Origin of the sequence: Lysinibacillus sp. FSL M8-0216, assembly GCF_038595555.1 — a bacterium.
GTDB lineage: Bacteria > Bacillota > Bacilli > Bacillales_A > Planococcaceae > Lysinibacillus > Lysinibacillus fusiformis.
The window spans coordinates 4,428,906-4,453,736 of sequence record NZ_CP152007.1 but is presented as its reverse complement, the minus strand read 5'-3'; the positions used below and the strand labels follow the sequence as shown (position 1 = coordinate 4,453,736).

The following is a 24,831-nucleotide window of genomic DNA, read 5'->3' as shown; positions in this document are numbered from 1 at the left end:
CTCTTTGAGCGAGAAGAATAAGGGGGGCTAAAGTATGAGGTTTTTACGTTCGATACAGGGGAAACTAGTCGTTATTTCATTGGCACTACTAATTATTCCAAGTTTAATAATTGGCGTGGTTAGTTATAGTAAGGCCAAGAATGGTATGGAGGATATAGGAGAGCAAGTAATTTATAATAGTGTTCAATCTGCTTTGCAAATAATTGAACTTGCCAATGAAAGTGTTGAAAAGGGAGATATACCTTTAGATGTAGCACAGGAACGGGTTCGCGAGGCTTTCTTGGGACCTAAGGATAGTGAAGGGAAGCGGCCGATTAATTATCCAGGTGACTTGGGGGAATACGGCTATATCTATGTATTAGATGATAAGGGAACATTAACAACACACCCTACTCGAGAAGGTGACAATCTTTGGAACGATCAAGATAGTAGTGGAAATTACTTTATTCGGGAAGTAACTGACCGAGCATTGGATGGGGGTGGTTTTACTAAATACGAATTTGAGCTACCAGGCCAGAATGTATTGGCGGATAAAATTATTTATTCAGCAAAAGATCCACATTGGGGATGGATTATTGCATCAGGTACATATATGCAGGATTTTAATGCAGAGGCAAACTCGTTACTATTAGTCATTGGTTTGACGTTAGCGGGTGCTATTATCATAGGTGTTATGGTTGTTATTTTAGTATCTAGGCATTTGGCATTACCAGTCAAAAAATTATCCCAACGCGTACGTGAAGTAGCAAAGGGTAATTTAACTGTAGATATTGAGCATTTACAGCGTACAGATGAAATTGGCCAGTTAAATGAGGGCTTCAATGAAATGGTTGATCAATTAAAAACACTAATTTCAGATGTAGAAGAAGCAATTGTAGAAATTCAATCGACATCGTCAAATTTAACCGCGGTTGCTGAAGAAACAAATGCTTATGGCGATGAAATCGTTAAAGCTATTAATGAAGTATCGAATGGCGCCGTAAAACAAGCATCAGAGGCGGAAGATACAAATCGAACAGCTACTGAGTTTGCTCAACAAATTGAAGGATTGCACGATAAAAATGAATTAATGCTAGATGCATCACAACATATGCAAAAATCAAATGAAGAGGGTATCGTTAATATCGCTAGTTTAAAGGATAAGTCGCAGGAATCTTCAATGCTTATTCAGAATATTCAGTCCGTTTTTGGGAGTTTAATTGTGAAGGTACGTGAAATAGAAGGCATTGTAGGGACAATTACAGAGATCTCTGATCAAACCAATCTCCTGGCTCTAAATGCATCTATTGAGGCTGCACGAGCAGGTGAACATGGCAAAGGATTTGCTGTGGTCGCAGAGGAAGTACGAAAGCTAGCTGATCAAACATCCGTAGCAACTGAGCTAGTTCGCACTACCTTAAAGGGGATTGAGAGTGAAACAAATTTAGTCAATGATGAAATGCAGAAAACTCACGTCATTGTAAGTCAACAAAATGATTCTGTCATGGTAACAGAGTCTTCCTTCAAAGAAATCAAAATGGCTGTGGAAAAGATCATTTTAATTATTGGTGATATGACCGATGGCGTAAAATATGTAAATAGCGCTAAGAATGATATGATGAAATCCATTGAAAGTATTGCAATGATCAGTGAAAAAAATGCCGCTGCTTCTGAAGAGGTGACAGCATCGGTAGATGAGCAACAACTAGCGATTCAGCTTATTAGTGAATCTTCCAATGATTTAACAGATGAGATTACAGCGTTACAGGAATCCATTAAACGCTTTATTTTAAGATAAAATTATTGAGGGTGCTTGGTAATCAAGCATCCTTTTTTCTGTAGTCACGTTAATAAAAGGTAAGGGAGGGTTGATTTGTGAAAAAATGGTTGATTAGAGTAGGTGTTGTTCTAATTTTTATAGCAATTGTCCTCTATATTTGGTTGGGGAAAGAAATTGAACGTGGGGTGGAAGCAAATGCAGATGGCTCGGCTAATTATATGATCATACTGGGAGCGAAAGTAAAACCAGGAGGTGTACCATCACTTTCTTTAAAAAGTAGATTAGAGGAGGCCGTTCCATATTTAGTAAAGTATCCCCAAGTAAAGGTCATTGTGTCAGGGGGACAAGGACCCGATGAAGATCGAACGGAGTCATCCGTGATGAGAGATTATCTCGAGCAAAATGGTATTGATGCTACGAGAATTATCGAGGAGGATCAGTCCACCTCCACGTATGAGAATTTAGTATTTTCTAAAGAACTTATACCAAAGGAAACAAAGAAAATTACGATTGTTTCAAATGACTTCCATCTAAAACGTGCGAAATATTTAGCCGAGTCTTTAGATTTTGAAGTAGATGTAGTGTCAGCTAAAACGCCAAAGTCAGTAGAAGCTAAACTAAAAATAAGAGAGCGAGCGGCATTACTAAAAACATATATAGTAGGTTATTAAAAAATTGTTTCTTAATAGCTAAGATTTGACATATAATAGAAATATCACGGGGTATATGACAGAAAGAGGGGACTTCAATGAAAACGTTTAAAGACTATGAGTACAACCGTCCACATGTTGCGGGGATGAAAGAGCAACAATTAGCGCTCGTCGACCAATTTAAAAAAGCGCAATCGATGGACGAACAAAGTAGCATCATTGAAAAATTAAATGCAATCAGTAATGACTTTGCTACAATGGCTAACTTAGTGTATATTCGCGCATCGATTGATACAAACGATGAATTTTATCAAGCAGAGCGCGACTATTTCGATGAAGTTAGTCCTGAGCTAGAAGAAGTAACCACGGAGTATTATAAAGCATTGATTGCCTCACCTTTCCGTGAGCAACTAGAAGAAAAATGGGGTCAACAATTATTCGATCTCGCTAACTATCAAATTAAAGGGTTCTCACCAGACGTCATTGATTTGATGCAAAAAGAAAATAAGCTAGCTTCTGAGTATAATAAGCTTGTAGCATCTGCACAAATCGAATTTAATGGTGAGACTTTAACACTTGCTCAGCTTGGACCGTTTGCAGAGTCTACAGATAGAGCTACGCGTAAAGAAGCAACAAATGCACGCTTTGGTTTCTTTGCGGAGCATGACGATGAATTTGACCGCTTATACGATGAACTTGTAAAAGTACGCCATGAAATTGCAGTTAAACTTGGCTATAACAACTATGTTGAGCTTGGTTATATTCGAATGAATCGTATTGATTATAACGCAGAGATGGTGAAGAAATTCCGTGATCAAGTTCGCGACTTAATTGTTCCTGTAGCGACAAAGCTGTATGAGCGTCAGGCGAAGCGTATTGGGATTGACGATTTAAAATTCTATGATGAAGCACTGAACTTTTTATCAGGCAATGCGACGCCAAAAGGTGATCCAGAATGGATTGTGGCGAATGGTAAAAAGATGTATGAGGAGCTATCACCTGAAACGGGAGAGTTTTTCAATTTCATGATTGATCATGACCTTATGGACCTAGTGGCCAAGAAAGGAAAAGAGAGTGGCGGGTATTGTACATTTATCGAAAACTATCATTCTCCGTACATTTTCTCGAACTTTAACGGTACTTCAGGTGACATCGATGTGTTAACACATGAAGCCGGACATGCCTTCCAAGTTTATTCAAGCCGTAACATCGGCATTCCTGAATACTTATGGCCAACTTACGAATCTTGTGAAATCCACTCGATGAGTATGGAGTTTTTCACATGGCCATGGATGGAGCTATTCTTTAAAGAAGATACAGAAAAATATAAATTTACACATTTAAGTAGTGGTCTTTTATTCTTACCATATGGTGTTGCAGTTGATGAATTCCAACATATTATTTATGAAAATCCTACAATGACACCAGCTGAGCGTAAGGCAGCATGGAAGAAAATTGAGGAAACATATTTGCCACATCGTGACTATGATCACAATAGCTACCTCGAAGCAGGTGGAATTTGGCAACGTCAGGGTCATATTTATGCTAGTCCGTTCTACTATATTGATTACACGCTAGCACAAATTTGTGCCTTCCAATTCTGGAAGCGTTCACGTGAAGACTTTGAGGCGGCTTGGAAAGACTATATTCATCTATGTGGTTTAGGTGGCTCCATGTCATTTACAAAGCTTGTAAAAGAGGCAGGCTTAATTTCACCATTTGAAGATGGCTGTGTCGAATCAGTTATTGGTGAAATTGAGGCATACCTAAATTCTGTAGACGATTCCTCGCTATAACAAATACTGAAATTCGCTACACTTCCACGACTAGTATAGTGGAAGTGAGCGAATTTTTTAGTTTGTTGGAAGGGAGCTTTTTAAGTAAATGCGAAAATCTAGTAGTAAATTCGCACAGAAAAAATTGATTGAGTCAAAACATACTAGGATACTTGCGAAATGGTTAATATATCAGTAGTATCTTGAGTAACGGCGATAAAAGGAAGTGAATGAAAGTGACGAGGAAGGTTTGGTTTCAAGTAGGTGTAGGGATATTACTTACACTATTAATTATTAAATATTTTATAGAAATTCATTGGATTTTTTCACCACTAGTTATCATATTAAAAGCCATTTTTATCCCTTTACTACTTGGGGGTGTCTTTTATTATGTGACTGAACCAATTCAGAGATTTTTAGAAAAGCGTAAATTTCCTAGATGGGCAAGCATATTGACGATTGTGTTCGGCCTCATAGGAATTGCAGGGGTTTTTGGCTGGATTATTGGGAACCCGATTGCCGAGCAGGTCAATAAATTAGTGAAGAATGCCCCTATGATTAGTTCAAGTATTAGTACGAGTATTCAGCAATTAACAGACTATGTACTGCTCAATAAAGATAACTTCCCACAGCAGGTAAATGATGTAATTGAAAAAATGGCGAACTCTGTGCAAGATGTTGCAATGGTGGCGAGTAAAGGGTTTATTTCCTTTTTACAATCCATAGTGTCTGTATCATTACTAGCTGTTTTAATTCCATTCTTCTTTATTTTTATGTTGAAGGATCATGAGAAATTTGCACCATCTATTTATAAATATTTCAGTGGCGAACGTCAGCAATGGGTAAAGAAAACATTAAGTGAAATTGATGATGTTTTACGTAGTTATATTCAGGGCCAACTGCAAATTAGTTTTTTATTAGCGCTTATTATGTATGTGGGTTACTTAATTATTGGATTAGAATATTCGTTACTATTAGTAATATTTGCATTCTTTATGAATATGATTCCATTTATTGGGCCTTGGATTGCATTTACGCCAGCCCTAATCGTAGCGGTTATTCAGGATCCTATTTTAGTTGTTTGGGTATCCGTTGTGACGCTTGTTGCTCAACAAATTGATAGCAACTTTATTACACCTAACGTGATGGGGAAATCGCTCGATATCCATCCACTAACTGTTATTACAATTATTCTCGCAGCAGGTAATATTGCAGGCTTTATAGGAATTATTATCGCTGTACCATTTTATGCAGTATTGAAAGTTATCGTATCCAATATTTATGATCAACGTAATGCAATCAAGAAAAAAGCGACGAAATCAGTATAGGAGTCGAAACAATGGAACAAGAAATTGTAAAGGTATTTAATGAACAGCATGAGGAAATTGGGACAGCTACACGGTCGGAAGTACATGAAAAAGGGCTTTGGCATGAGACATTTCATTGCTGGCTTGTCAATGAGGACTATATTTATTTTCAAGTACGAAGCTCACAGAAAAAGGATTATCCAGGTTTACTCGATATTACAGCAGCTGGCCATCTTTTAGCTGTTGAAACAGTGGAATCAGGTATACGAGAAGTAAAAGAAGAATTAGGGCTCCAAATAGATGTCCAAGATGTTGTCAAAATGGGCATGACCTCTTGTAGTATCGTTTCTGAAAATATGATTGATAATGAATTTTGCCATGTCTACATATATCCTTTCGAGCATGATTGGAATTCCTTTGCTTTACAATATGAGGAAGTATCAGGTGTAGTAAGAGCAAGACTGAATGAGGCCGAAGCTTTCTTCTTGGGAGAAACGACAACTCTGAATATTGAAGGATACGAATACTTCCCTGATGGTCAACGTGTGAAAATTGTCAGACCAGTTGGAACGGCACAATTTGTTCCTTATCGTGAATTGTATGTTGCACATGTGATCAAATTTGCGCGTGAGAAAATATTTAATCAAACATCCTAATTTGGGTAGGATAAGCTAGAAAATAGCTTATCCTATTTTCTTTGTAAAAATGATGAGAATGTACACAATATAACAGGAAAAAATAAGTTATACTGTTAGATAGATTGTAAAGAAAAGGAGCATTTTTTATATGCTAACATTTGAACAAAAACAAGCAATTATTGAATCATTTTCTGAACTAACGAAAAAGGAAATATCATTAAAACGCTTAAATTATCACTTTATGGACAGTCTTTATGAAAAGACAATTGTAGTTGAAAAGCTACATCCGAATGGCAATGGCTTTATCTTTGTTGGAGATTTATTGCGCTATGAGCAAGAGGCTAATAAAGGATTAGTAAATATCCGTGATTATGATGAGCAACAACTTCGTGAGATTATTGCGGATGCTATTCAATATCTATCTGAAGAGGTAGAGACGGAAGAACCGATTATCGAGATTTGGCATAGTCGAGAGGGTGATCAATTACAGCTAGTATTTGAACAACGTTCTTGGAATGTCTACCATGGGGAAAATCTTGAAGAGGCGTTTGGTACGTATGATGCAGCAAAAGAATATTTGCTAGAAGAAGGCTTTCGTAAAAAGAAATAATAAATACGGGGGATTATCATAAAATGAACGGGAAAAAACTAGTGGGAATTGTTATTGTTGTTGTGATTGTGGCTTGTTTACTATCAGTTTTTACTATAACTAATTTTTATAAAAACCATGAGGAACAACCAAATCGTGAAAATCGCGAAATGAATAAGTCAAAGAGCTTGAATTTAATTTTGCCACAGGCTACAATTATCTCGAATTCAAGATAATCGAGAGGTGGACTGTCAATGAAACATATTTTTTATAAAGGTACAGACGAAACAAAACCAACTCTATTGTTGTTACATGGTACGGGTGGTAATGAAGAAAGCTTAATTGGACTTGCCAAGGAAATTGATGATACAGCCAATATATTAAGTGTACGAGGCAATGTACTAGAACATGGAATGCCAAGGTTTTTCCGTCGACTAGCGGAAGGTGTCTTTGATATAGAGGATTTAATCATTCGTACAAAGGAACTGAATGAATTTTTGAACGAGGCGTCACAGCAATATGGCTTTGATCGTCAACGAATTGTAGCCGTCGGTTATTCAAATGGCGCTAATATTGCGGCTAGCTTATTATTCCACTACGAGGACGTTTTAGCAGGGGCTATATTACATCATCCAATGGTGCCGAGACGAGGGATAGAGCTACCTAAGCTATCTGCTACCCCTGTTTTTATAGGTGCAGGTACCAATGATCCAATGTGTACAGCACAAGAATCAGAGGATTTAGAGGCTCTTTTAAGTTCAGCGGGTGCGACTGTGACGACGAACTGGTTTGATTTTGGACATCAGCTAACGATTCCTGAAGTTCACGCAGCAAAAGAGTGGTATAACAGTATTTATGCATAGAGAAAAAATCCGCTTCCTTGAACAAGGAGGCGGATTTTTTATTATTTATTTTTCTTTGCGAAAGGAAGCCACCAGTTCCAATCACCAAATAGTTTCATGAGACTTGGTACTAGCATAAGACGAATGATTGTGGCATCAATAGCAACAGCAATGGCTATACCAACACCAATTTGTTTCACAGGCATGACATCTGTGAAGGCAAACGCTCCTGTAATAACAATCATAATGAGCGCTGCTGAAGTAATAATCCGACTTGTGGATGTCAGTCCCTCTATTGTAGCGTGTGTATTGTTGGCGCCTTTTAAATATTCCTCTTGGATACGAGAAATTAAAAAGACTTCGTAGTCCATACTTAAGCCAAAAACAAGACAGAAAACAATAACTGGGATAATCAATACAATTGATCCTGCCTCAATGCCAAAATGTCCGTATTGGAAAATATAGACGAGTATTCCGAAGGCAGAGGAAAGCCCAATAATGTTCATAATAATGGCCTTTAATGGAATTAATACTGAACGGAATGCCAGCATTAAAATAAAGAAAGTGGACACGATGATTATGGCTATCGCTAAAACAATTTTATTAGCGATCTCATCAAATATCTCTTGGTTAAATTTTGCAGGTCCTCCAAGCGCAAAGTGTACACCTAAATCTTTATCCATCCAAGTTCGTGCAAATTTTTGGGCAGTAGTGGAAGAGCCAGCTGCATCAATGGTAATTGGGATGAATAGCTTTGTATCTTTTGAAAAGGTTTGAATAACCGGTTTTAATTGCTCCGCCACCTGTGGGATTGCTAAAGAAGCAGAGAGTTCCTTAGGTGTTGGAATGTTTGTTGCTGTATAGATAGTTGAAACATTGGTAACGAGTGGATCTTTTAATAACTTTTCTTGAATAGTATAAATCAGCTCTCTAGCTTCAGCATCCTCCCAGCCTTCTTTACGTTCAGCTAACAAATATAAAGTAGATGTTTCACCGAGTCTAAACGTTTCATCTAATTTATCGTACGCTACACGTGCATCATATTTTGTCGGTAGGGAATCTACCTGAGGAATTGTTAATTGGATGTCCTTTAATGGAAGCATTCCGATACCAAGTATTAATAATGCAGCGATTACGATAGCTACTGGATGTTTCATGACAAAGCCTGCAAAGCTCCGCCAACGATTTGCGCCACCTGGTTTAACACGTAGTAGACGCCATTTATTGAGTCGGTCGCCCAAAAGCATCATCGTTGCAGGGAGTAAGGTTAAGCCGGAAAGAACAGCTAATAGAACTACTATGGTGCCTCCTAGAGCGATATTATGGAATATTTCAACATCAATGACGATCATGGCACCTAAACCAATCATGACACATACTGCAGAAAAGATGATGGAGCGTCCTGCTGTCTGGGTGGCAGTTTGAATAGCTTGTGCAATGGATGTGTGAGCACGCTCTTCACGGTAACGATTAATGAACAATAGTGCGAAATCAATACTTAAAGCAAGACCAAGCATTGGAACAATATTTAAAACGAAAATGGATAGATTCATGCTACCGCTAAGTAATGTCATAATACCAAAGGCGGTTACAACTGTAACAACCCCAATGATAATTGGCAAAATAGAAGCAATAACCGTACCAAAAGCCAATAATAGGACGATAATGGCGATAGGTAAACCAATGGCCTCAGCAGATGCTAAATCCTTTTGGCTGGCTGTATTAATGTCAGCAGAAATAACTGGTCCACCCGTAATATGAACTCCGTCTTCTTCAATTAATGAACGGATATCCTCAACGATTTCAGAAAGGTTTTCAGCATCGTTTTTTAAATGGACCATAGCATAGGCAATCCCATCTTTACGTAAAGAAGCGTCCTCTAAAGGTGACTGGATGGAATGTATTTCTTTTATGTGATCGAGTTTATTTAAAGTTTCTTCAATTTTCTTATCCTGAGCTGGATCGAACACAACCAAGATTGTATTGGTTGGTATATCGAATGTTTTTGCTAGCTCTTTTGTGACATAGTTATGATCCGCTTCAACAAAAAAGCCATCCCCTTGAAGTTTACCGGGAAGCTGTAAAGCAAAATAAGCCATTGCTAGAAAAATAACAATCCACAGGGCTACGATTGCTTTTGCATGTGTGGTAATAAAAGTTGAAAAAGTTTTCATAGTTGTTTATGTATCCCCCTTTTCCATTAGTTTAAAGGATGTGTCACATTTTGTCGTGTGACAAAGTAAAGACTCCTGTCCATTTATTAGACAGGAGCCTTGTTATTAAAAGAATAATGATAGGATGAAATAAATAATGGATGCCATTACGGCTGAAATAGGCATTGTAATAACCCAAGTAGTAACAATCTTGCGGGCCATTCCCCAGTTAACGCCACGTACACGCTGTGCAGAACCAACACCCATAATCGATGAAGAAATAACATGTGTTGTAGATACAGGTAGATGGATTAATGTCGCACCAAAAATAACTGTTGCTGACGCTAAGTCTGCCGCTACCCCATTAACAGGGCGAATTTTCATAATTTTACCACCAACGGTTTTAATAATTTTATAACCACCAATAGATGTACCTAGACCCATAGCTGTGGCAGCAGCAGCACGTACCCAGAAAGGTATTTCATCACCGCTATGCAATCCTCCAGCGATTAAAGCCATTGTCATAATCCCCATTGCTTTTTGCGCATCGTTCGTACCGTGTGTGAACGATTGAATGGCTGCGGTGAAGATTTGCATCGTACGGAAACCTTTATTAGTGCGATATAAGTTAAGGTTTTTAAACCATAATTTAAATAGTGTCATCATAATAAAACCAGCACAAATAGCCAGTATTGGAGAAAACACTAAGGCCATAAGGATTTTAGTAAAGCCGCCATAGTTTAATACATCGAAGCCAGCAGATGCGACAGCAGCACCTGCGATAGAGCCAATCAATGTGTGGGAAGAACTTGATGGAATACCGAAATACCATGTAAGTAAATTCCAAATAATAGCTGAAATTAGTGCGGCCAAAATAACGACTGAGCCGGTTGTGTCTCCTTCAAAGGCATTTAAAGAAAACGGATCTACAATGTCTTTTGTTAAAGCTTTAGCAACCCCTACAAAAGTGATAGCGCCGATAAAGTTCATGGTTGCGGCCATGATGATCGCTACACGAGGTGGCAATGCTCGAGTGGAAACCGAAGTTGCAATAGCATTTGCAGTATCGTGGAAGCCGTTGATAAAGTCAAATGTTAGGGCAAAGATGACGACCAGTACGGTTAGTATAATGATTGTATTCATTGTAAAGTGCCCATCTCCTAATTATGCGTTACGCATGATAATTGTTTCCATAGTATTAGCTACGTTTTGACAATGATCAGCGATATCTTCAAGTTGTTCATATATATCTTTAAATTTAATGAGGCGAATCGGATCTTTTTCGTTTAAAAACAGTTGTTTAATGGAAGAACGTTGTACTTCATCACATTCACGTTCATAGTCTTTAATTAGAATAGCGTGAGGACGCATACCAATTAGATTCTTTTTCTTTAACTCTTCAGTTGCTTTGACAATTTCATCCACACTTTTAGAAATATAGCCTAGGAAAGTGCGCATGGATTCATCAATTTCTGTGAGTGAAAACATTTCAAAATGGGCAATACAATGTTCTGTACCATCTAAAATATCATCCATACGAATGGCAAACTCTAAAATATCTTCACGCTCAATAGGTGTCATAAATGATTTGTTTAGCATTACGATCAGTTCGTGAATGAGCTTATCGCCAGCAGTTTCGTAATTTTTCATTGTAATGCTAATCTCTTTTAGGTCAGCTACACTGTTAATACGAAAATCATTTGCGTAATGCACAGCCTCTCTCATATTTTCAGCAATTTTATGCAATGCAATAAAGAAAGGGTCTTGTTTTTTTGAGTTAAGCATGTAAATCGAATCCTCCTGGATATAAATAAATTAATCGACCTCTAAACTTTACTATCATAACAAAATCTTTAATTTATCTACATAAAAATTTTATATTCGACATAAAAATTTACATTGCTGTAATATACAATTCGTTCACAAAATAAAGGGGGATTAAACTGTAATTGTTATTAATAGTACAGATAAATCCTTTGTTATTAGGTTTTTTACTGACATTCACACGTGTTTAGCACAGAATTATGTGTGATTTACAATGAAAATCAGTGAAAATAATACTTGAATTGTAAAGGGAATGTAAACTCAATTTGTTTTAGAAGGAGTCTCTCCTTATTCTTAAGAATATCTTCATTTTTATCCTTCCTCTTTATTAAGAATTGTTTTCTACAATGGGAAATGAGTGAGAAAGGAGTGTTTATTAACAAATGATTCAAGTTGAAAACTTACAACATACATTTTTAATTGGAAAAAAGGGGAAAGAAAAGCAGGTTCCCGTTTTAAAAGGCGTGAACTTTGAGGTCAATAAAGGAGAGATTGTAGCAATTGTCGGAAAAAGTGGCTCTGGAAAGTCAACTTTATTACAAGTTTTAGCTGGATTTATGAAGGTTGAGCAGGGTTCCATTAAAGTGAATGGTAAAGAAACAGCACAGCTAAATGAAACAGAAAGCGCCGCATTTCGCTTGAGACAATTCGGTTTTATCTTTCAAAACTTTCAACTAATGCCTGGTTTGACGGCATTCGAAAATATTGAGTTACCCTTGAAGCTACAAGGATTGCGCAAAGCAATGAGAAAAGAAAAAGTGAAAAAAATAATGGACAAGGTTGGTCTAACAGAAGTCGCCGATCATTATCCAAATGAATTATCAGGTGGGCAGCAACAGCGTGTCAGTATTGCAAGAGCGCTCATTACGAATCCTCCTGTATTGCTGGCAGATGAGCCAACAGGAAGTTTGGATTCAGAAACAGAGCAAGATATTTTGATGCTTATTCAAAGTTTAAACCAAGAGTTTGGGTTAACCTTTGTCATTATTACTCATGATGAAGAAGTAGCGACAATCGCACATAGACGCTTCCGTATGTATGATGGCGAATTGGTAAAGGAGGAAGCTTAATATGTTATTTAAAGACCAAATAGATTTTGTCACGCAGCATATCAAGAAAAATAAATTACGTGTTTTTATGACGGTTCTAGCTGCAACGATGGGCTGTGCTTTCCTTATCGTACTAGCATCCGTCGGTTTTGGATTACAGGAATCTCTACGTAATGAAATCCTTTCAAATGAAACAGTTACGAAAATTCAAGTGTATGGGGATAAGCAATTTACAGAAGATCAGGTCCAAGAAATTAAAAAGATAGATCATGTGGAAACAGTACTTGAAACGGTGGGCATGAATGCCTCTGCACATTCCTTCTTAGGTGATCGTGATTCAACTTCTAGTTTAATTTTGAACGATATGAAGGATTTTGAGCAGGTGAATGGCAAGCTTGCAGAAGGTGTATATCCATCAAAGCCAAATGAAATAGTGGTCGGCTATCATTTTGCACAAACATTATTGAATGAGGCCGATCGCAATGTGATTAAAGAAAAAAGCAAAAAGGCTGAGGTAGATGGTACCTATTATAATGGAAGTGATGAAGGCTATAAAAAATCATTAATTGGACAGAACATTAACATATCACTATTGCCTAACACTGGTAACAATGAGGAAACAGAAAAAATGACCTATACAATTGTTGGTGTCATGGAGCAACCTTCGTATGATTGGATGATTGATAATACTATTCATATGGACATAGCACAAAAGCCAGCATTAGTTGAGAATTTTTCCGCTCTTGGAGATACAACCAAGGAGGAATTGTTTTACTCAGAATTCAATATTTTTGCTGATACTTTGGAAAACGTGAAGCCAATTTTAGAAAAACTAAAAGATAATGGCTACAGTGTCTATTCAGTGACGGAGCAATTAGATCAAATGAATGTATTTTTCTTAGTATTAAAAATCGGTTTGATTTTTGTTGGTACGATTGCGGTGCTCATTGCTTCCATCGGTATTTTCAATACGATGACAATGGCGGTGACAGAGCGAACTCGTGAAATAGGTGTATTAAAAGCGATCGGTGCGAGTCCAAAACTGATCCAACGTTTATTTTTAATGGAAAGTACGTTTATTGGGCTTTTAGGAACCTTCATTGCGGTTATCATTTCATACGCCATTAGTTTTGCGGCAAATGCAGTGCTGCCGTTGATTCTAAAAGCAGCCACAGGAGAAGATGCATTTGCTACAAATGATATTACATTCTCTCTTATTCCATGGCAGCTAGTCGTTATTGCAGCAGGTATTAGTATTGGAGTAGCAATGATCTCAGGTTATCGTCCTGCTCGTAAGGCGACGAAAATTGATGTCATCCATGCTTTACGACAAGAGCTATAATATAATAAGGTTGGCTTGCCTTAGACTGTAGACAAAACCATCGAGGAGTTTTCATTCTCGATGGTTTTTGTTCTTTATTGGTGAATAACTACACCAGATAGGCTAGTAGCTGTTCAAAAGTAAACATGAAGAGAGTGGATATTTTCTCTCGACTAACTATCCATCATGAAAAGCATCAGCTTCGTAAAACAAAAAAGACTATAGCCACACTCAAAATTTTCGAGCTTGTCTATAGTCGGATGACCCTTTTTGGTATGTTATAAATACTCTTTTAACTCCGTTTGTAAAAATGGTGTTGCATGTAATAAATTTAAGAAAGCATCATAGTTGGCACGTTGCTCTATACTTGCTTTTTTTCCTGTTCGGTATGCTCGGATTAAAATATTTTTAGGCGTATTTTCCATATCAATAAATTCAAGAAGCTGTGCTTCATAGCCTACAAGGGACAAGATTTCGGCCCGAATGGAATCGGTAGCAAGGGCGGCGAAACGCTCTCGGATAAGACCGTGTTGTAACATAATGTCCAATGAAGGGGTATTTAGTTGACGATTCAATTCATGTTGGCAACAAGGAACACTTAATATAACGCTTGCGCCCCATTTCACGGCACGGGCTAAAGCCATATCTGTGGCAACATCGCACGCATGCAGTGTTACGACCATGTCTACAGCGGATTCTTCATTATAATCATTAATATCTCCTACAAGAAATTCAAGCTGGTCATAGCCTAGGTCTTGTGCTATTCTTGAACACTCTTCAATAACTTCCTTTTTTAGATCTAGGCCTGTTACACGTATATCTAGACCTTTTTCGATTTTTAAATAATGATACAAAGCAAACGTTAAATACGATTTGCCTGATCCGAAATCTAAAATACGAACTTGCCGATTTTTTGGTAAGTAGGATAAAGCATCGTCAATAAATTCAATAAAGCGATTAATTTGCTTAAATTTATCGTATTTTTGTTTTTTAACTTTTCCATCCTCTGTTTGCACGCCAAGCCGGATTAAAAACGGATAAGGTTGATCATCCGAAAGTAAGTAATTCTTTTTACGATTATGTGCCAAATTAACTTGCTTAGGTGTACAGGATTGATCGGATTTCCAAAGTACTTTATTCTTTTTGGATAATTGGACTTGTACTTTTTCATCAATAAAATCAACATGGGCTTGGCGATAATCTTCGAATATAGTCTCCAGCTTAGCGGGAAATTCGGTCAATTGAATATTTTCATGTTTTAAAATTCGTTCATATTGGTATTCAATTTGTATATGATAACTGTTCTTTAACATTAAAGGCTTCAACTTCATGCGTTTAACTTCATTAGATTTCATGCGAGGTTGACTTATTGTCGCAGTAACTAGCTGTTGCTGTAAAATTCTTTCTATGAGATGAGCTTTCATTTCTTCAAATGTCATACATTTTCGCCTACTTTATTGTGTAATAGATGGCACTAGTTTAACACATTTTATAACGAACAATGTTTTTGAAAAAAATTTCACAAAAATTCTGTGTAATTATAGGTAGAATTGTATGTTCATGGTATCTTTATGTGTATAGTATTTCTTTATGAATTGGTGATACTAAAGACTGAATAGGAGGAAAAAGTATGTCAGATAATATGTATCAATTATTAGCAATTATTATTTATATGGTCGCCATGCTAGCGATAGGTTGGTATGCATTCGTTAAAACATCCAATTTAACAGACTATATGCTTGGTGGTCGTTCCTTAGGTCCGGCTGTAACGGCTCTAAGTGCAGGTGCGGCGGACATGTCTGGCTGGCTTTTAATGGGCTTACCTGGTGCTATTTTTTTATCAGGTCTTGTTGAGGCTTGGATTGCCATTGGGTTAACTGTAGGTGCTTATTTAAACTGGTTATTAGTAGCACCACGGCTACGCGTTTATACACAGGTTACCAATGATTCCATTACAATACCGAGTTATTTGGACAATCGATTACGCGATCATACGAAGTTAATAAGAATTGCTTCAGGTATCATTATTTTATTATTTTTCACATTTTATGTTTCTTCCGGGATGGTAGCAGGGGGCAAATTTTTCGATAGCTCATTTGGTTATGACTATCATACAGGTTTGTTAATTGTTTCGGCAGTAGTAGTAGCCTATACATTGTTCGGTGGATTTTTAGCAGTAAGTTATACCGATTTTTTACAAGGACTTATCATGTTTATAGCACTTATTGCTGTACCGCTATTCGGTCTTTTTGTAACAGGTGGGATAGGGGATACAATTACTTCTATTAAAGCAGTTAGCCCAGATCTGCTAAACATGTTACCTGCCACTGCAACAGCAGCCGGTATTATTTCCTCACTTGCCTGGGGATTAGGCTATTTTGGGCAGCCACATATTATTGTACGCTTTATGGCCATCAGCTCTGTAAAGGAAACAAAGCAGGCTCGTCGTATTGGTATTGGTTGGATGATGTTAAGTTTATTTGGCGCCATTGGGACAGCGTTAGTAGGGGTAGCTTATTATGAACAAAATGCAGGTGAGCTAAAAGACGCTGAAACAGTATTTATTGTACTTGGACAAATTTTATTCCATCCATTTATAGCTGGAATTATGCTAGCGGCCATTTTAGCTGCTGTTATGAGTACCATTTCATCGCAATTAATCGTTACCTCTTCGGCACTTGTAGAGGATATTTATAAAGCACTGTTTAACAAAACAGCAACCGATAAGCATTATGTTTTTGTAGGGCGTATGGCTGTATTAGTTGTTGCGATTATTGCAGCAATTTTAGCCTGGAATCCAGATAGCTCGATCTTAAGTTTAGTTGGTTTTGCATGGGCAGGATTCGGTGCAGCATTTGGGCCAGTCATTTTACTTTCTTTATATTGGAGAAAGTTAACGAATTACGGAGCTTTAAGTGGAATGGTAACGGGTGCTGCAACAGCATTTATTTGGGGGAAAGTTGAATCATTATCAAGTGCCCTATATGAAATTGTGCCAGGCTTCTTTGTATGTTTAATCGTTGCGGTTATTGTTAGTCTATTGACGTATAGACATAATGAAGAAATTGAAGAAGAGTTTAACCGTTCGGAAGTATTATTAAAAGAAGAAAGAAAATAAGTGAAATGCGCCTTTTCTAAGAGGCGCATTTTTTGAAACGTTTTTCATAACGTTCCGAACATACGGACAGGTGTAATTTATGGTAAGATGGAGAAAATTTGTCGTAGGGTCACCAAGGCTTTGGTGGGAGGTTTCTAATGGATAGAATTAAGGAAGTTGATGTATTAATTGAAAAGGCCATTCTTGTTGGCGTAAATTTACGGAATGATGCGCACTTTGATTATTCAATGGAAGAGCTTCGAAATTTAACAGAGGCTCTCAATGTGGAGGTTGTAGGGGTAGTTACGCAAAATTTAGAGCGCGTGACACCTTCCCATTATGTTGGTACAGGTAAAATAGAAGAAATTAAAAATTTCTATGAAGAAGCACAAGCAAATCTCGTTATTTTTAATGATGAGCTATCACCGTCGCAAATTCGTAATTTAGAGCGTGATCTAGCAACAAAAGTTATTGATCGAACAATGCTTATTTTAGATATTTTTGGCCGCCGTGCGAAAACACGGGAGGCACAAATGCAGGTAGAACTAGCACAGCTTCAATATATGCTCCCACGCTTAGTGGGCTTACATGCCTCTTTAAGCCGTCAGGGTGGAGGTACAGGTGGTGGCTTTAAAAACCGAGGTGCTGGGGAAACAAAGCTAGAATTGGATCGTCGAAAAATTGAAGATCAAATAGCGAAAATCAAAAAGGATCTAGAGCAGGTCAAAGATCAACGAGAAACGCAGCGGAAACAGCGTCGAAAAAATGCCCTCCCGGTAGTATCTATTGTCGGCTATACGAATGCTGGTAAGTCAACGATTATGAATCAGTTGCTGGCAGAGATAGGACAAGAAGAGCATAAACAAGTCTTTGAGAAGGATATGCTTTTTGCTACGCTTGAAACCTCAGTTCGTCAGATAGAGCTACCTGATAAAAAGACATTTTTATTAACGGACACAGTTGGATTTGTAAGCAAATTGCCTCACCATCTAGTAAAAGCGTTCCGCTCCACATTAGAAGAGGCAAGAGATGCAGATCTTTTATTACATGTCGTAGATGTTTCTAATTCAGAGCATGGTTTTATGATGGACGTTACAAATGAAACATTAAAAGCGGTAGGAGTTGAAGGTATCCCAACCATCTATGTTTACAATAAAGCTGATCTTGCCCAAGTGCCTTACCCTGTTGTAAGTGGGGATAATATTTGGGTTTCAGCAAAACAAGGGGTAGGGTTAGAAGAATTAATTCAATTAGTTCGTCAACACATTTTCTCTGATTATGTGACATGTGAAATGCTCATACCTTATGACCAAGGGAATATTGTTTCTTATTTAAATGAACATGCCTCTGTTTCTAATACAGCATACGAAGAAGGCGGTACTTTATTATCGCTTGAAGTTAAAGAAGCAGATTATGCAAAATATCAGCAATACGTTGTAAATTAATAAAATGAAAAAATAATAAAAAGCATGCCAAAAAGATTTTGGCATGCTTTTTGTTATTAAGGGGAATATAGAATCTAGAACAACAGCATGTACGTATTTTAATAATTTTTAGAAAAAATAGTTTAAATTTGGATAAAAAGTTATAAATCTGAATTTTAAATATTTTAGAATAATTTAATGTTCAGAAAACAAGTTTGTGCTACGGAAGTGTGAGAAAACTTAGATATATCAAAGGATTTAATAATTATCAAAATGAACAATCAGAATTTAAAGAAAAATAATAAATTTTCAACATTTTTTAAAACTCTTGCTAAAGTTAAAAAAACACTTTAGTATGATGAAACACAGTTTTTTAATCCTTATTTTAGGGTAATAATGTTTTTTTAAGAGAATATTTTTAATTGGGAGAGGGTATTGTATGTCTAGTAAAGATGAAGTTGTAAAATCTGTCCCTCAAAATGGCTTTGTTGGACACCCTAAAGGGCTCTTTACTTTGTTTTTCACAGAATTTTGGGAACGTTTCTCGTATTACGGTATGCGAGCAATTCTCATCTTCTTTATGTATTACGAATTGAATCAGGGTGGATTAGGTCTAGACCGCGGTACAGCGAACTCTATTATGGCCATTTATGGTTCCCTTGTTTATATGTCAGGTATTATAGGTGGATGGATTGCCGACCGAGTATTAGGAACACGTAGAACTATTTTTTATGGTGGCGTGTTAATTATGATTGGTCACTTATTGCTAGCACTGCCTGGCGGTGTAACGATGCTATTTGCTTCAATGGCATTTATCGTAATGGGGACTGGGTTATTAAAACCAAACGTTTCAAGTATTGTTGGGGATATTTACGCTGAAACAGATAGCCGTCGTGATGCAGGCTTCTCTATTTTCTATATGGGTATTAATATGGGGGCATTCATTGCACCATTTATTGTCGGAACAATTGGACAAAAGTATAGCTTCCACTTAGGCTTTGGTTTAGCCGGTTTAGGGATGTTCATTGGGCTAATTGTTTATAAATTAACAGAGAAAAAATACTTAGGCTTAGCGGGTTTACAAGTTAATAACCCATTAAAGCCTGAAGAACGTAAAAAAGTCTTTGCGCAATTTGGTATTGTTGCTTTACTTATTATTATTCTTGGTGCTATTGGTATTAAAACGGGTACTTTAACAATGAATGTATTCAGTTTAATCATTACAGCTCTAGGTGTATTAATTCCAACAGTCTTCTTTATTTATATGTATCGTAGTGAAAAGACAACAAAAGATGAAAAATCTCGACTTCTTGCCTATATTCCATTATTCTTGTCAGCCGTTATGTTTTGGGCGATTCAAGAACAAGGGGCAACAATTCTGGCTACGTATGCAGACGAACGTACACAACTAAGTATTGGTAGCATTCAGCTTCAATCTTCGTGGTTCCAGTCATTAAACCCGCTATTTGTTATAACAATGGCACCATTATTTGCGATGTTATGGCTTAAATGGGGAGACAAGCAGCCAACTACGCCACGTAAGTTTTCATACGCCTTATTCTTTGCAGGTTTATCATTCCTTGTCATGATGATTCCAGCACATTTATCTGGTGGAGAAACATTAGTTAGTCCTTGGTGGTTAGTACTGTCATTCTTCTTAGTAGTTGTAGGTGAATTATTATTATCACCAGTTGGTTTATCTGCTACGACGAAATTGGCACCACAAGCATTTGCTGCACAAACAATGTCTTTATGGTTTTTAACAAGTGCGGCAGCACAAGCAATTAATGCGCAGTTAGTAAAGGTTTATGAAGTTGTAAGCGAATTCACATACTTTGGCTTCTTAGGATCGCTTTCAATTGTCATTGGTATATTATTGTTAGTTTTATCGCCGATTATTTCAAAGGCAATGAAAGGTATTAACTAAATTAAAGATGTAAATACAGTCCGGATAATGGGCTGTATTTACATCTTTTTTTGTTATCTAAATTAATGTCTATTTATGAAGTCTAGTGCGAAATATATTATCTTAAGTAGTAATTTTATTGAGTATGGGTATAAGTTTCTATGTAGAAGATCATTATTTTCGCTATAATAATCATAATTATAAGAAAATTTTAAGGGGTTGGATGTTATGAAAGAAGAATTGGACCGTTTGAGGTCAAGATTAATGGAGATTTTTACGTATTTACACGCCAATCCGGAAATTAGCTGGCATGAGGTAGAAACAACCAATTATATAGTAGATTTATTAACTGAAGAAGGATTTTCGCCAATTCGTTTTAAAAATTCTACAGGTCTTTATGTGGATGTGGGTCATGGTAGTCCTAAAGTAGGTTTACGCACAGATATAGACGCATTATGGCAGGAGGTTGATGGCCATTTCCGTGCCAACCATTCCTGTGGGCATGATGGACATATGACAATGGCTATTGGTGCACTCTTATTATTAAAAGAACAACAGCCATCATTTAATGGTACAATCCGTGTCATTTTCCAACCGGCTGAAGAAAAAGGGACAGGAGCATTAGCGGTCTTAGAAGAAGGGGTAATTGATGAGCTCGACTATTTATTTGGAGTTCATGTAAGACCAGTCCATGAGCTAGAGGATGGTACATACTGTGCTGCCTTGTATCATGGTGCCTCTCGTTTACTTGAAGGGGAGATTATTGGGGAAGATGCACATGCTGCAAGGCCACACCTTGGCATTAATGCAATCGAAGTAGGGGCTACCATCATTGAGGATTTACGAACCATTCATACCGATCCAATGGTACCTGTTTCGGTGAAGATGACAAAGTTTCATGCAGGGGGAGAATCAGGAAATATTATACCTGGAAATGCCTCATTTACGATTGATATTCGAGCCCAACAAAATAATGTTATGGACGATTTAGCGCAAGGGGTCAAACGTGTTATTGATTCGTCTAAGTTATTGCATAAGGTGCAGATTGAATTACGTACTGTTGCCAATATTGTAGCAGCAGAAGTTGATACGAGTGCACAATATATTATGGAACAAGCAATTATACAAGCTGCTGGATTATCAAATTTAAGAAAGCCGGTACACACACCTGGTGGAGAGGATTTTCATCATTATGCGGTAAAACGACCACACTTAAAAACAACAATGTTGGGTTTAGGGTGTGGGTTATCACCAGGGTTACACCATCCGAAAATGAAGTTTAAACAAGCAAGACTTGTTACTGGCGTGGAGATTCTTACGAGAGCAGTCTTGTTAGCATTGGAATCAACGGATACAAAGGAGGCGTCAGCATAATGTTAGAGCAAGTGCATATTCGCAAAGTAATGACACCTATAGAAATTGGAGAGGTCCAAAAGTTGAATGCTGAAATATGGGGAAGCCAAGCAATTCCCTCTCACCAATTACTAGCAGTTGTACAAAATGGCGGATTAGTTTTAGGTGCTTATTTAGAAGAAAAGCTAATTGGCTTCAACTATTGCTTTGTAGGTTCTCATGATAGAGAAATATACTTACATTCACACATGATTGGTGTAAAAAAAGCATATCGTGAACAAGGTGTAGGTGAGTTATTAAAGCATGCTCAGCAAGAATACGCAAAAGAAAATGGATTTCAGCTGGTTCGTTGGTTATTTGAGCCTCTGGAGGTGAGTTTAGCAAATTTAGCATTTTTAAAGCTAAATGCTATGAGTTATCAATACGAAAATGATTATTACGGCGCTCTTCAAGATGACTTTAATGAAGGATTGCCATCAGATAGGCTGGTTGTAGAGTGGTGGATAGAGCGTGAACAAATGGCGGATAGCCTTGACGAACTAGAAGAGATCGCAGATGAAATCGTACCGTGGACACTAACTGTCGATGGCTTGCCTGTCCTAGACATAGATAATACATTTCAAATGGAGGAATCCTTTCATCAGGATGCCTATCTATTACCGATTCCTCAATATTTGCAGAAAGTGAAAGTTGAAAGTCCTAAACTAGCTGAGGACTGGCGCTATAAAATTAGAAAGATCTTAACAACATTATTCAATCAAGACTATGCCATTGTACGCGTCAAGAAGCACCCAGAATATGTCCATAGCTATCTGTTAGTCAGACGCTCCTTATTAGCCTTATAATTATAATAGGGAGTGAAGTTTGTGAAAATAGAAAAGATGACGTTAAGACATATTAAAATGCCGATGAAAGCACCATTTACAACAAGCTTTGGCACAATCGATGAAAAGGAACTGTTATTAATAGAAGCACAAGATGAATCTGGGATTACTGGATGGGGAGAAACGGTAGCTTTTGTAGCGCCTTGGTATACAGAGGAGACTTTAAAGACGACATGGCATATGCTGAAAGATTTTCTAATACCTCTCTTGCTACATAAAGAGGTTGGGCATCCAGATGAGGTGACTACATTGTTTGCTCCTATTCGCAGAAATTGCATGGCGAAAGCTTCGATAGAAGGTACGATATGGGATATTTATTCCCAGCAAACAAAGCAATCACTCGCAAGGGCTTTAGGAGGGCAAAAACAACGAATTGAAGTTGGGGTCAGCGTAGGTATTCAAGCTTCAACAGCTCAATTAATAGAAGTAATAAAAAGCCATATGGAAAAGGGCTACAAAAGGGTGAAAGTGAAAATTAAGCCTGGCTATGATGTAGAAGTGGTGCGTGCAATCCGTGCAGAGCTACCGGATCTACCTTTAATGGTCGATGCGAACTCAGCTTATACGTTGGATGATATCGCCATATTACAGCAGCTTGATGATTACAACTTATTAATGATCGAACAGCCACTAGCTACTGATGATATTGTGGATCATGCAACCCTACAGAAAAACATAAAAACACCAATATGTTTAGATGAAAGTATCACATCGTTTGAAGATGCTCGTAAAGCAATTGAGCTAGGGAGCTGTGGTGTAATAAATATTAAAATTGGACGAGTTGGCGGTTTAACAGAGGCGAAACGAATTCATGACCTCTGCAAGGAGAATCAAATTCCCGTTTGGTGTGGAGGAATGTTAGAGGCAGGAATCGGACGAGCACATAATATTGCCTTAACTTCTCTTAGCCATTTTATGTTGCCTGGAGATACTGCTGGCTCTAGTCATTATTGGTATGAGGATATTATTAATCCAGAAGTCATCGTCAAAAATGGATACATTGATGTACCTCAAGAAATCGGCATTGGCTATACAATTAATAGGGCTGTTATTGATAAGCTAACGATTAGCAAAGAGGTCTATCAATAAAAATCATTTACGATAAAGGAAAAAACGAGGAGAGAACTGATTGAAAAAAAGCTTGCAAATCGGCGGTGCCTATGTAGGAATTATCGTTGGTGCAGGATTTGCATCTGGACAGGAAATTGTCCTCTATTTTACAAGCTATGGCTTTAAAGGGGTTTATGGTGCCCTATTAGCGATGGTTGGTTTCTCTATTGTTGGTATGTGTGTAGCCCAGGTTAGTTCAAGACTACGCACTGCATCTCATAAGGATTTAATTTATCAGATTTCTGGTAATGCTGTTGGTCTTGTATTGGATTATTTATTATCACTGTTTTTATTTGGCGTGGCTGTTATTATGTTTGCTGGTGCGGGTGCAACATTGCAGCAAATGTTTGGACTACCTATTTGGCTAGGGAGTATATGTATGATACTGCTAACAGTAGCCACCGTGATGATGGATGTTAAAAGTATCATTAATATTATTGCACTAGCAACTCCGTACTTATTAGTGATTGTTTCTATTATTGCTATCTATGCCATTGCAACGATGGATCTTACCTTTGTCGAACAAGCGGTAATTGCCCAGCAGGCGCAAATAAGCTCGAAAAGCTGGTGGTTGACTGCTTTGTTATATATGTCATTTAATATTGGAGTAAGTTTCTCATTATTAACGGTGATGTGCGGCTCGGTGCGCAATGATAAAATAGCTGGAATGGGGGGCATTATTGGCGGAATTCTATTAGGCGCTTTAATTCTGCTTATTAATTTTTCTCTTCTTGCAAAAATGAACGTTGTTATAGGACTAGATATTCCTATGCTAGCATTAGCAAATGAAATTCATCCATTAGTTGGGCTATTAATGACTTTCTCTCTATTAGGGATGATTTACAATACTGCAGTAGGGATGCTCTATTCATTTATGGTAAGATTCTTTAAGCCTAATAGACCTAGCTTTAAAGTAGCAGTTATTTTTATAGGGGTTTTAGGCTTTTTAGCAAGTCTAGCAGGATTTACGACGCTTGTAGCTAAGCTCTATGCAGTAATGGGATATGTAGGTTTGGTATTAATTATATTCATTATTTCAGCATGGTTAAGAAAAGTGAGACGAATCATATAGCGAATAAAAATGGTAATTGAGACGCGGGGGTGTTCTCAATTACCATTTTGTTTGGATAAAGAAATTGTAGAAATAGTG

General features: G+C 37.4%; 21 protein-coding genes. 17 read left to right on the top strand and 4 right to left on the bottom strand.

The genetic code is table 11. The annotated features are described in order from the left end of the window. Window positions 1-34: 34 nt before the first annotated feature. The 8 genes from MKX57_RS22095 to MKX57_RS22060 all read left to right on the top strand — a co-directional run bounded on the left by MKX57_RS22095 (window position 35) and on the right by MKX57_RS22060 (window position 7,581). Window positions 35-1,777, top strand: a complete 1,743-nt coding sequence (locus MKX57_RS22095; protein WP_342550612.1) for a cache domain-containing protein — start codon at window positions 35-37, stop codon at window positions 1,775-1,777. Between the two features lie 77 nt (window positions 1,778-1,854). Next, on the top strand, window positions 1,855-2,430 hold the full coding sequence (locus MKX57_RS22090; RefSeq protein WP_008175209.1) for a YdcF family protein: 576 nt from the start codon (window positions 1,855-1,857) through the stop codon (window positions 2,428-2,430). Window positions 2,431-2,507: 77 nt separating this feature from the next. Next, complete coding sequence (locus MKX57_RS22085; protein ID WP_008175207.1) at window positions 2,508-4,205, top strand: M3 family oligoendopeptidase; 1,698 nt, start codon at window positions 2,508-2,510, stop codon at window positions 4,203-4,205. 209 nt (window positions 4,206-4,414) lie between these two features. Beyond that, the gene (locus tag MKX57_RS22080) at window positions 4,415-5,512 is read left to right on the top strand and encodes an AI-2E family transporter (protein ID WP_008175205.1); all 1,098 of its coding nucleotides are present in this window, start codon (window positions 4,415-4,417) and stop codon (window positions 5,510-5,512) included. A gap of 11 nt (window positions 5,513-5,523) precedes the next feature. Beyond that, window positions 5,524-6,147, top strand: coding sequence for an NUDIX domain-containing protein (locus MKX57_RS22075; RefSeq protein ID WP_008175203.1), 624 nt, complete (start codon window positions 5,524-5,526; stop codon window positions 6,145-6,147). A 130-nt stretch (window positions 6,148-6,277) separates the two neighbouring features. Next, the gene (locus MKX57_RS22070) at window positions 6,278-6,739 is read left to right on the top strand and encodes a hypothetical protein (RefSeq protein WP_069482882.1); all 462 of its coding nucleotides are present in this window, start codon (window positions 6,278-6,280) and stop codon (window positions 6,737-6,739) included. A 23-nt stretch (window positions 6,740-6,762) separates the two neighbouring features. Then, complete coding sequence (locus MKX57_RS22065) at window positions 6,763-6,954, top strand: hypothetical protein (protein WP_008175198.1); 192 nt, start codon at window positions 6,763-6,765, stop codon at window positions 6,952-6,954. An 18-nt stretch (window positions 6,955-6,972) separates the two neighbouring features. Continuing rightward, on the top strand, window positions 6,973-7,581 hold the full coding sequence (locus MKX57_RS22060; protein ID WP_008175196.1) for an alpha/beta hydrolase: 609 nt from the start codon (window positions 6,973-6,975) through the stop codon (window positions 7,579-7,581). A 41-nt stretch (window positions 7,582-7,622) separates the two neighbouring features. Here MKX57_RS22060 and MKX57_RS22055 read toward each other — a convergent pair whose 3' ends face one another. From MKX57_RS22055 to MKX57_RS22045, 3 genes are all read right to left on the bottom strand, one after another. Beyond that, window positions 7,623-9,734 (bottom strand): MMPL family transporter, encoded by a 2,112-nt coding sequence (locus tag MKX57_RS22055; RefSeq protein ID WP_096365754.1) that lies wholly within the window; start codon window positions 9,732-9,734, stop codon window positions 7,623-7,625. A gap of 105 nt (window positions 9,735-9,839) precedes the next feature. Further along, the gene (locus MKX57_RS22050; protein ID WP_089985789.1) at window positions 9,840-10,856 is read right to left on the bottom strand and encodes an inorganic phosphate transporter; all 1,017 of its coding nucleotides are present in this window, start codon (window positions 10,854-10,856) and stop codon (window positions 9,840-9,842) included. A gap of 21 nt (window positions 10,857-10,877) precedes the next feature. Beyond that, window positions 10,878-11,498, bottom strand: coding sequence for a DUF47 domain-containing protein (locus MKX57_RS22045; RefSeq protein ID WP_008175190.1), 621 nt, complete (start codon window positions 11,496-11,498; stop codon window positions 10,878-10,880). 422 nt (window positions 11,499-11,920) lie between these two features. On the opposite strand from MKX57_RS22045, the gene MKX57_RS22040 reads away from it, so the two are divergent. Next, window positions 11,921-12,607 (top strand): ABC transporter ATP-binding protein, encoded by a 687-nt coding sequence (locus MKX57_RS22040; RefSeq protein WP_008175188.1) that lies wholly within the window; start codon window positions 11,921-11,923, stop codon window positions 12,605-12,607. Window position 12,608: 1 nt separating this feature from the next. Beyond that, on the top strand, window positions 12,609-13,928 hold the full coding sequence (locus tag MKX57_RS22035) for an FtsX-like permease family protein (RefSeq protein ID WP_342550611.1): 1,320 nt from the start codon (window positions 12,609-12,611) through the stop codon (window positions 13,926-13,928). A 257-nt stretch (window positions 13,929-14,185) separates the two neighbouring features. On the opposite strand, the gene MKX57_RS22030 is transcribed toward MKX57_RS22035, so the two are convergent. Next, window positions 14,186-15,346 (bottom strand): SAM-dependent methyltransferase, encoded by a 1,161-nt coding sequence (locus MKX57_RS22030; protein ID WP_342550610.1) that lies wholly within the window; start codon window positions 15,344-15,346, stop codon window positions 14,186-14,188. Window positions 15,347-15,537: 191 nt separating this feature from the next. Between MKX57_RS22030 and putP the strand changes: the two genes are divergently transcribed. The 7 genes from putP (at window position 15,538) to MKX57_RS21995 (ending at window position 24,753) form a co-directional block, all read left to right on the top strand. Then, window positions 15,538-17,025, top strand: a complete 1,488-nt coding sequence (gene putP / locus MKX57_RS22025) for a sodium/proline symporter PutP (protein WP_008175184.1) — start codon at window positions 15,538-15,540, stop codon at window positions 17,023-17,025. Between the two features lie 137 nt (window positions 17,026-17,162). Next, window positions 17,163-18,449, top strand: a complete 1,287-nt coding sequence (hflX, locus tag MKX57_RS22020) for a GTPase HflX (protein ID WP_008175183.1) — start codon at window positions 17,163-17,165, stop codon at window positions 18,447-18,449. Between the two features lie 418 nt (window positions 18,450-18,867). Beyond that, window positions 18,868-20,355 (top strand): peptide MFS transporter, encoded by a 1,488-nt coding sequence (locus MKX57_RS22015; protein ID WP_008175182.1) that lies wholly within the window; start codon window positions 18,868-18,870, stop codon window positions 20,353-20,355. Between the two features lie 207 nt (window positions 20,356-20,562). After that, window positions 20,563-21,708, top strand: coding sequence for a M20 peptidase aminoacylase family protein (locus MKX57_RS22010; protein WP_036121158.1), 1,146 nt, complete (start codon window positions 20,563-20,565; stop codon window positions 21,706-21,708). Beyond that, window positions 21,708-22,532: a GNAT family N-acetyltransferase gene (locus tag MKX57_RS22005; RefSeq protein ID WP_008175180.1), complete on the top strand. Its 825-nt coding sequence runs from the start codon at window positions 21,708-21,710 to the stop codon at window positions 22,530-22,532. The genes MKX57_RS22010 and MKX57_RS22005 overlap by 1 nt, the downstream gene beginning before the upstream one ends. A 21-nt stretch (window positions 22,533-22,553) precedes the next feature. Then, a complete protein-coding gene (gene menC / locus MKX57_RS22000) occupies window positions 22,554-23,660 on the top strand; it encodes an o-succinylbenzoate synthase (RefSeq protein ID WP_043989909.1) in 1,107 nt (368 codons plus the stop codon). A 40-nt stretch (window positions 23,661-23,700) separates the two neighbouring features. After that, complete coding sequence (locus MKX57_RS21995; protein WP_008175178.1) at window positions 23,701-24,753, top strand: hypothetical protein; 1,053 nt, start codon at window positions 23,701-23,703, stop codon at window positions 24,751-24,753. Window positions 24,754-24,831 lie beyond the last annotated feature (78 nt).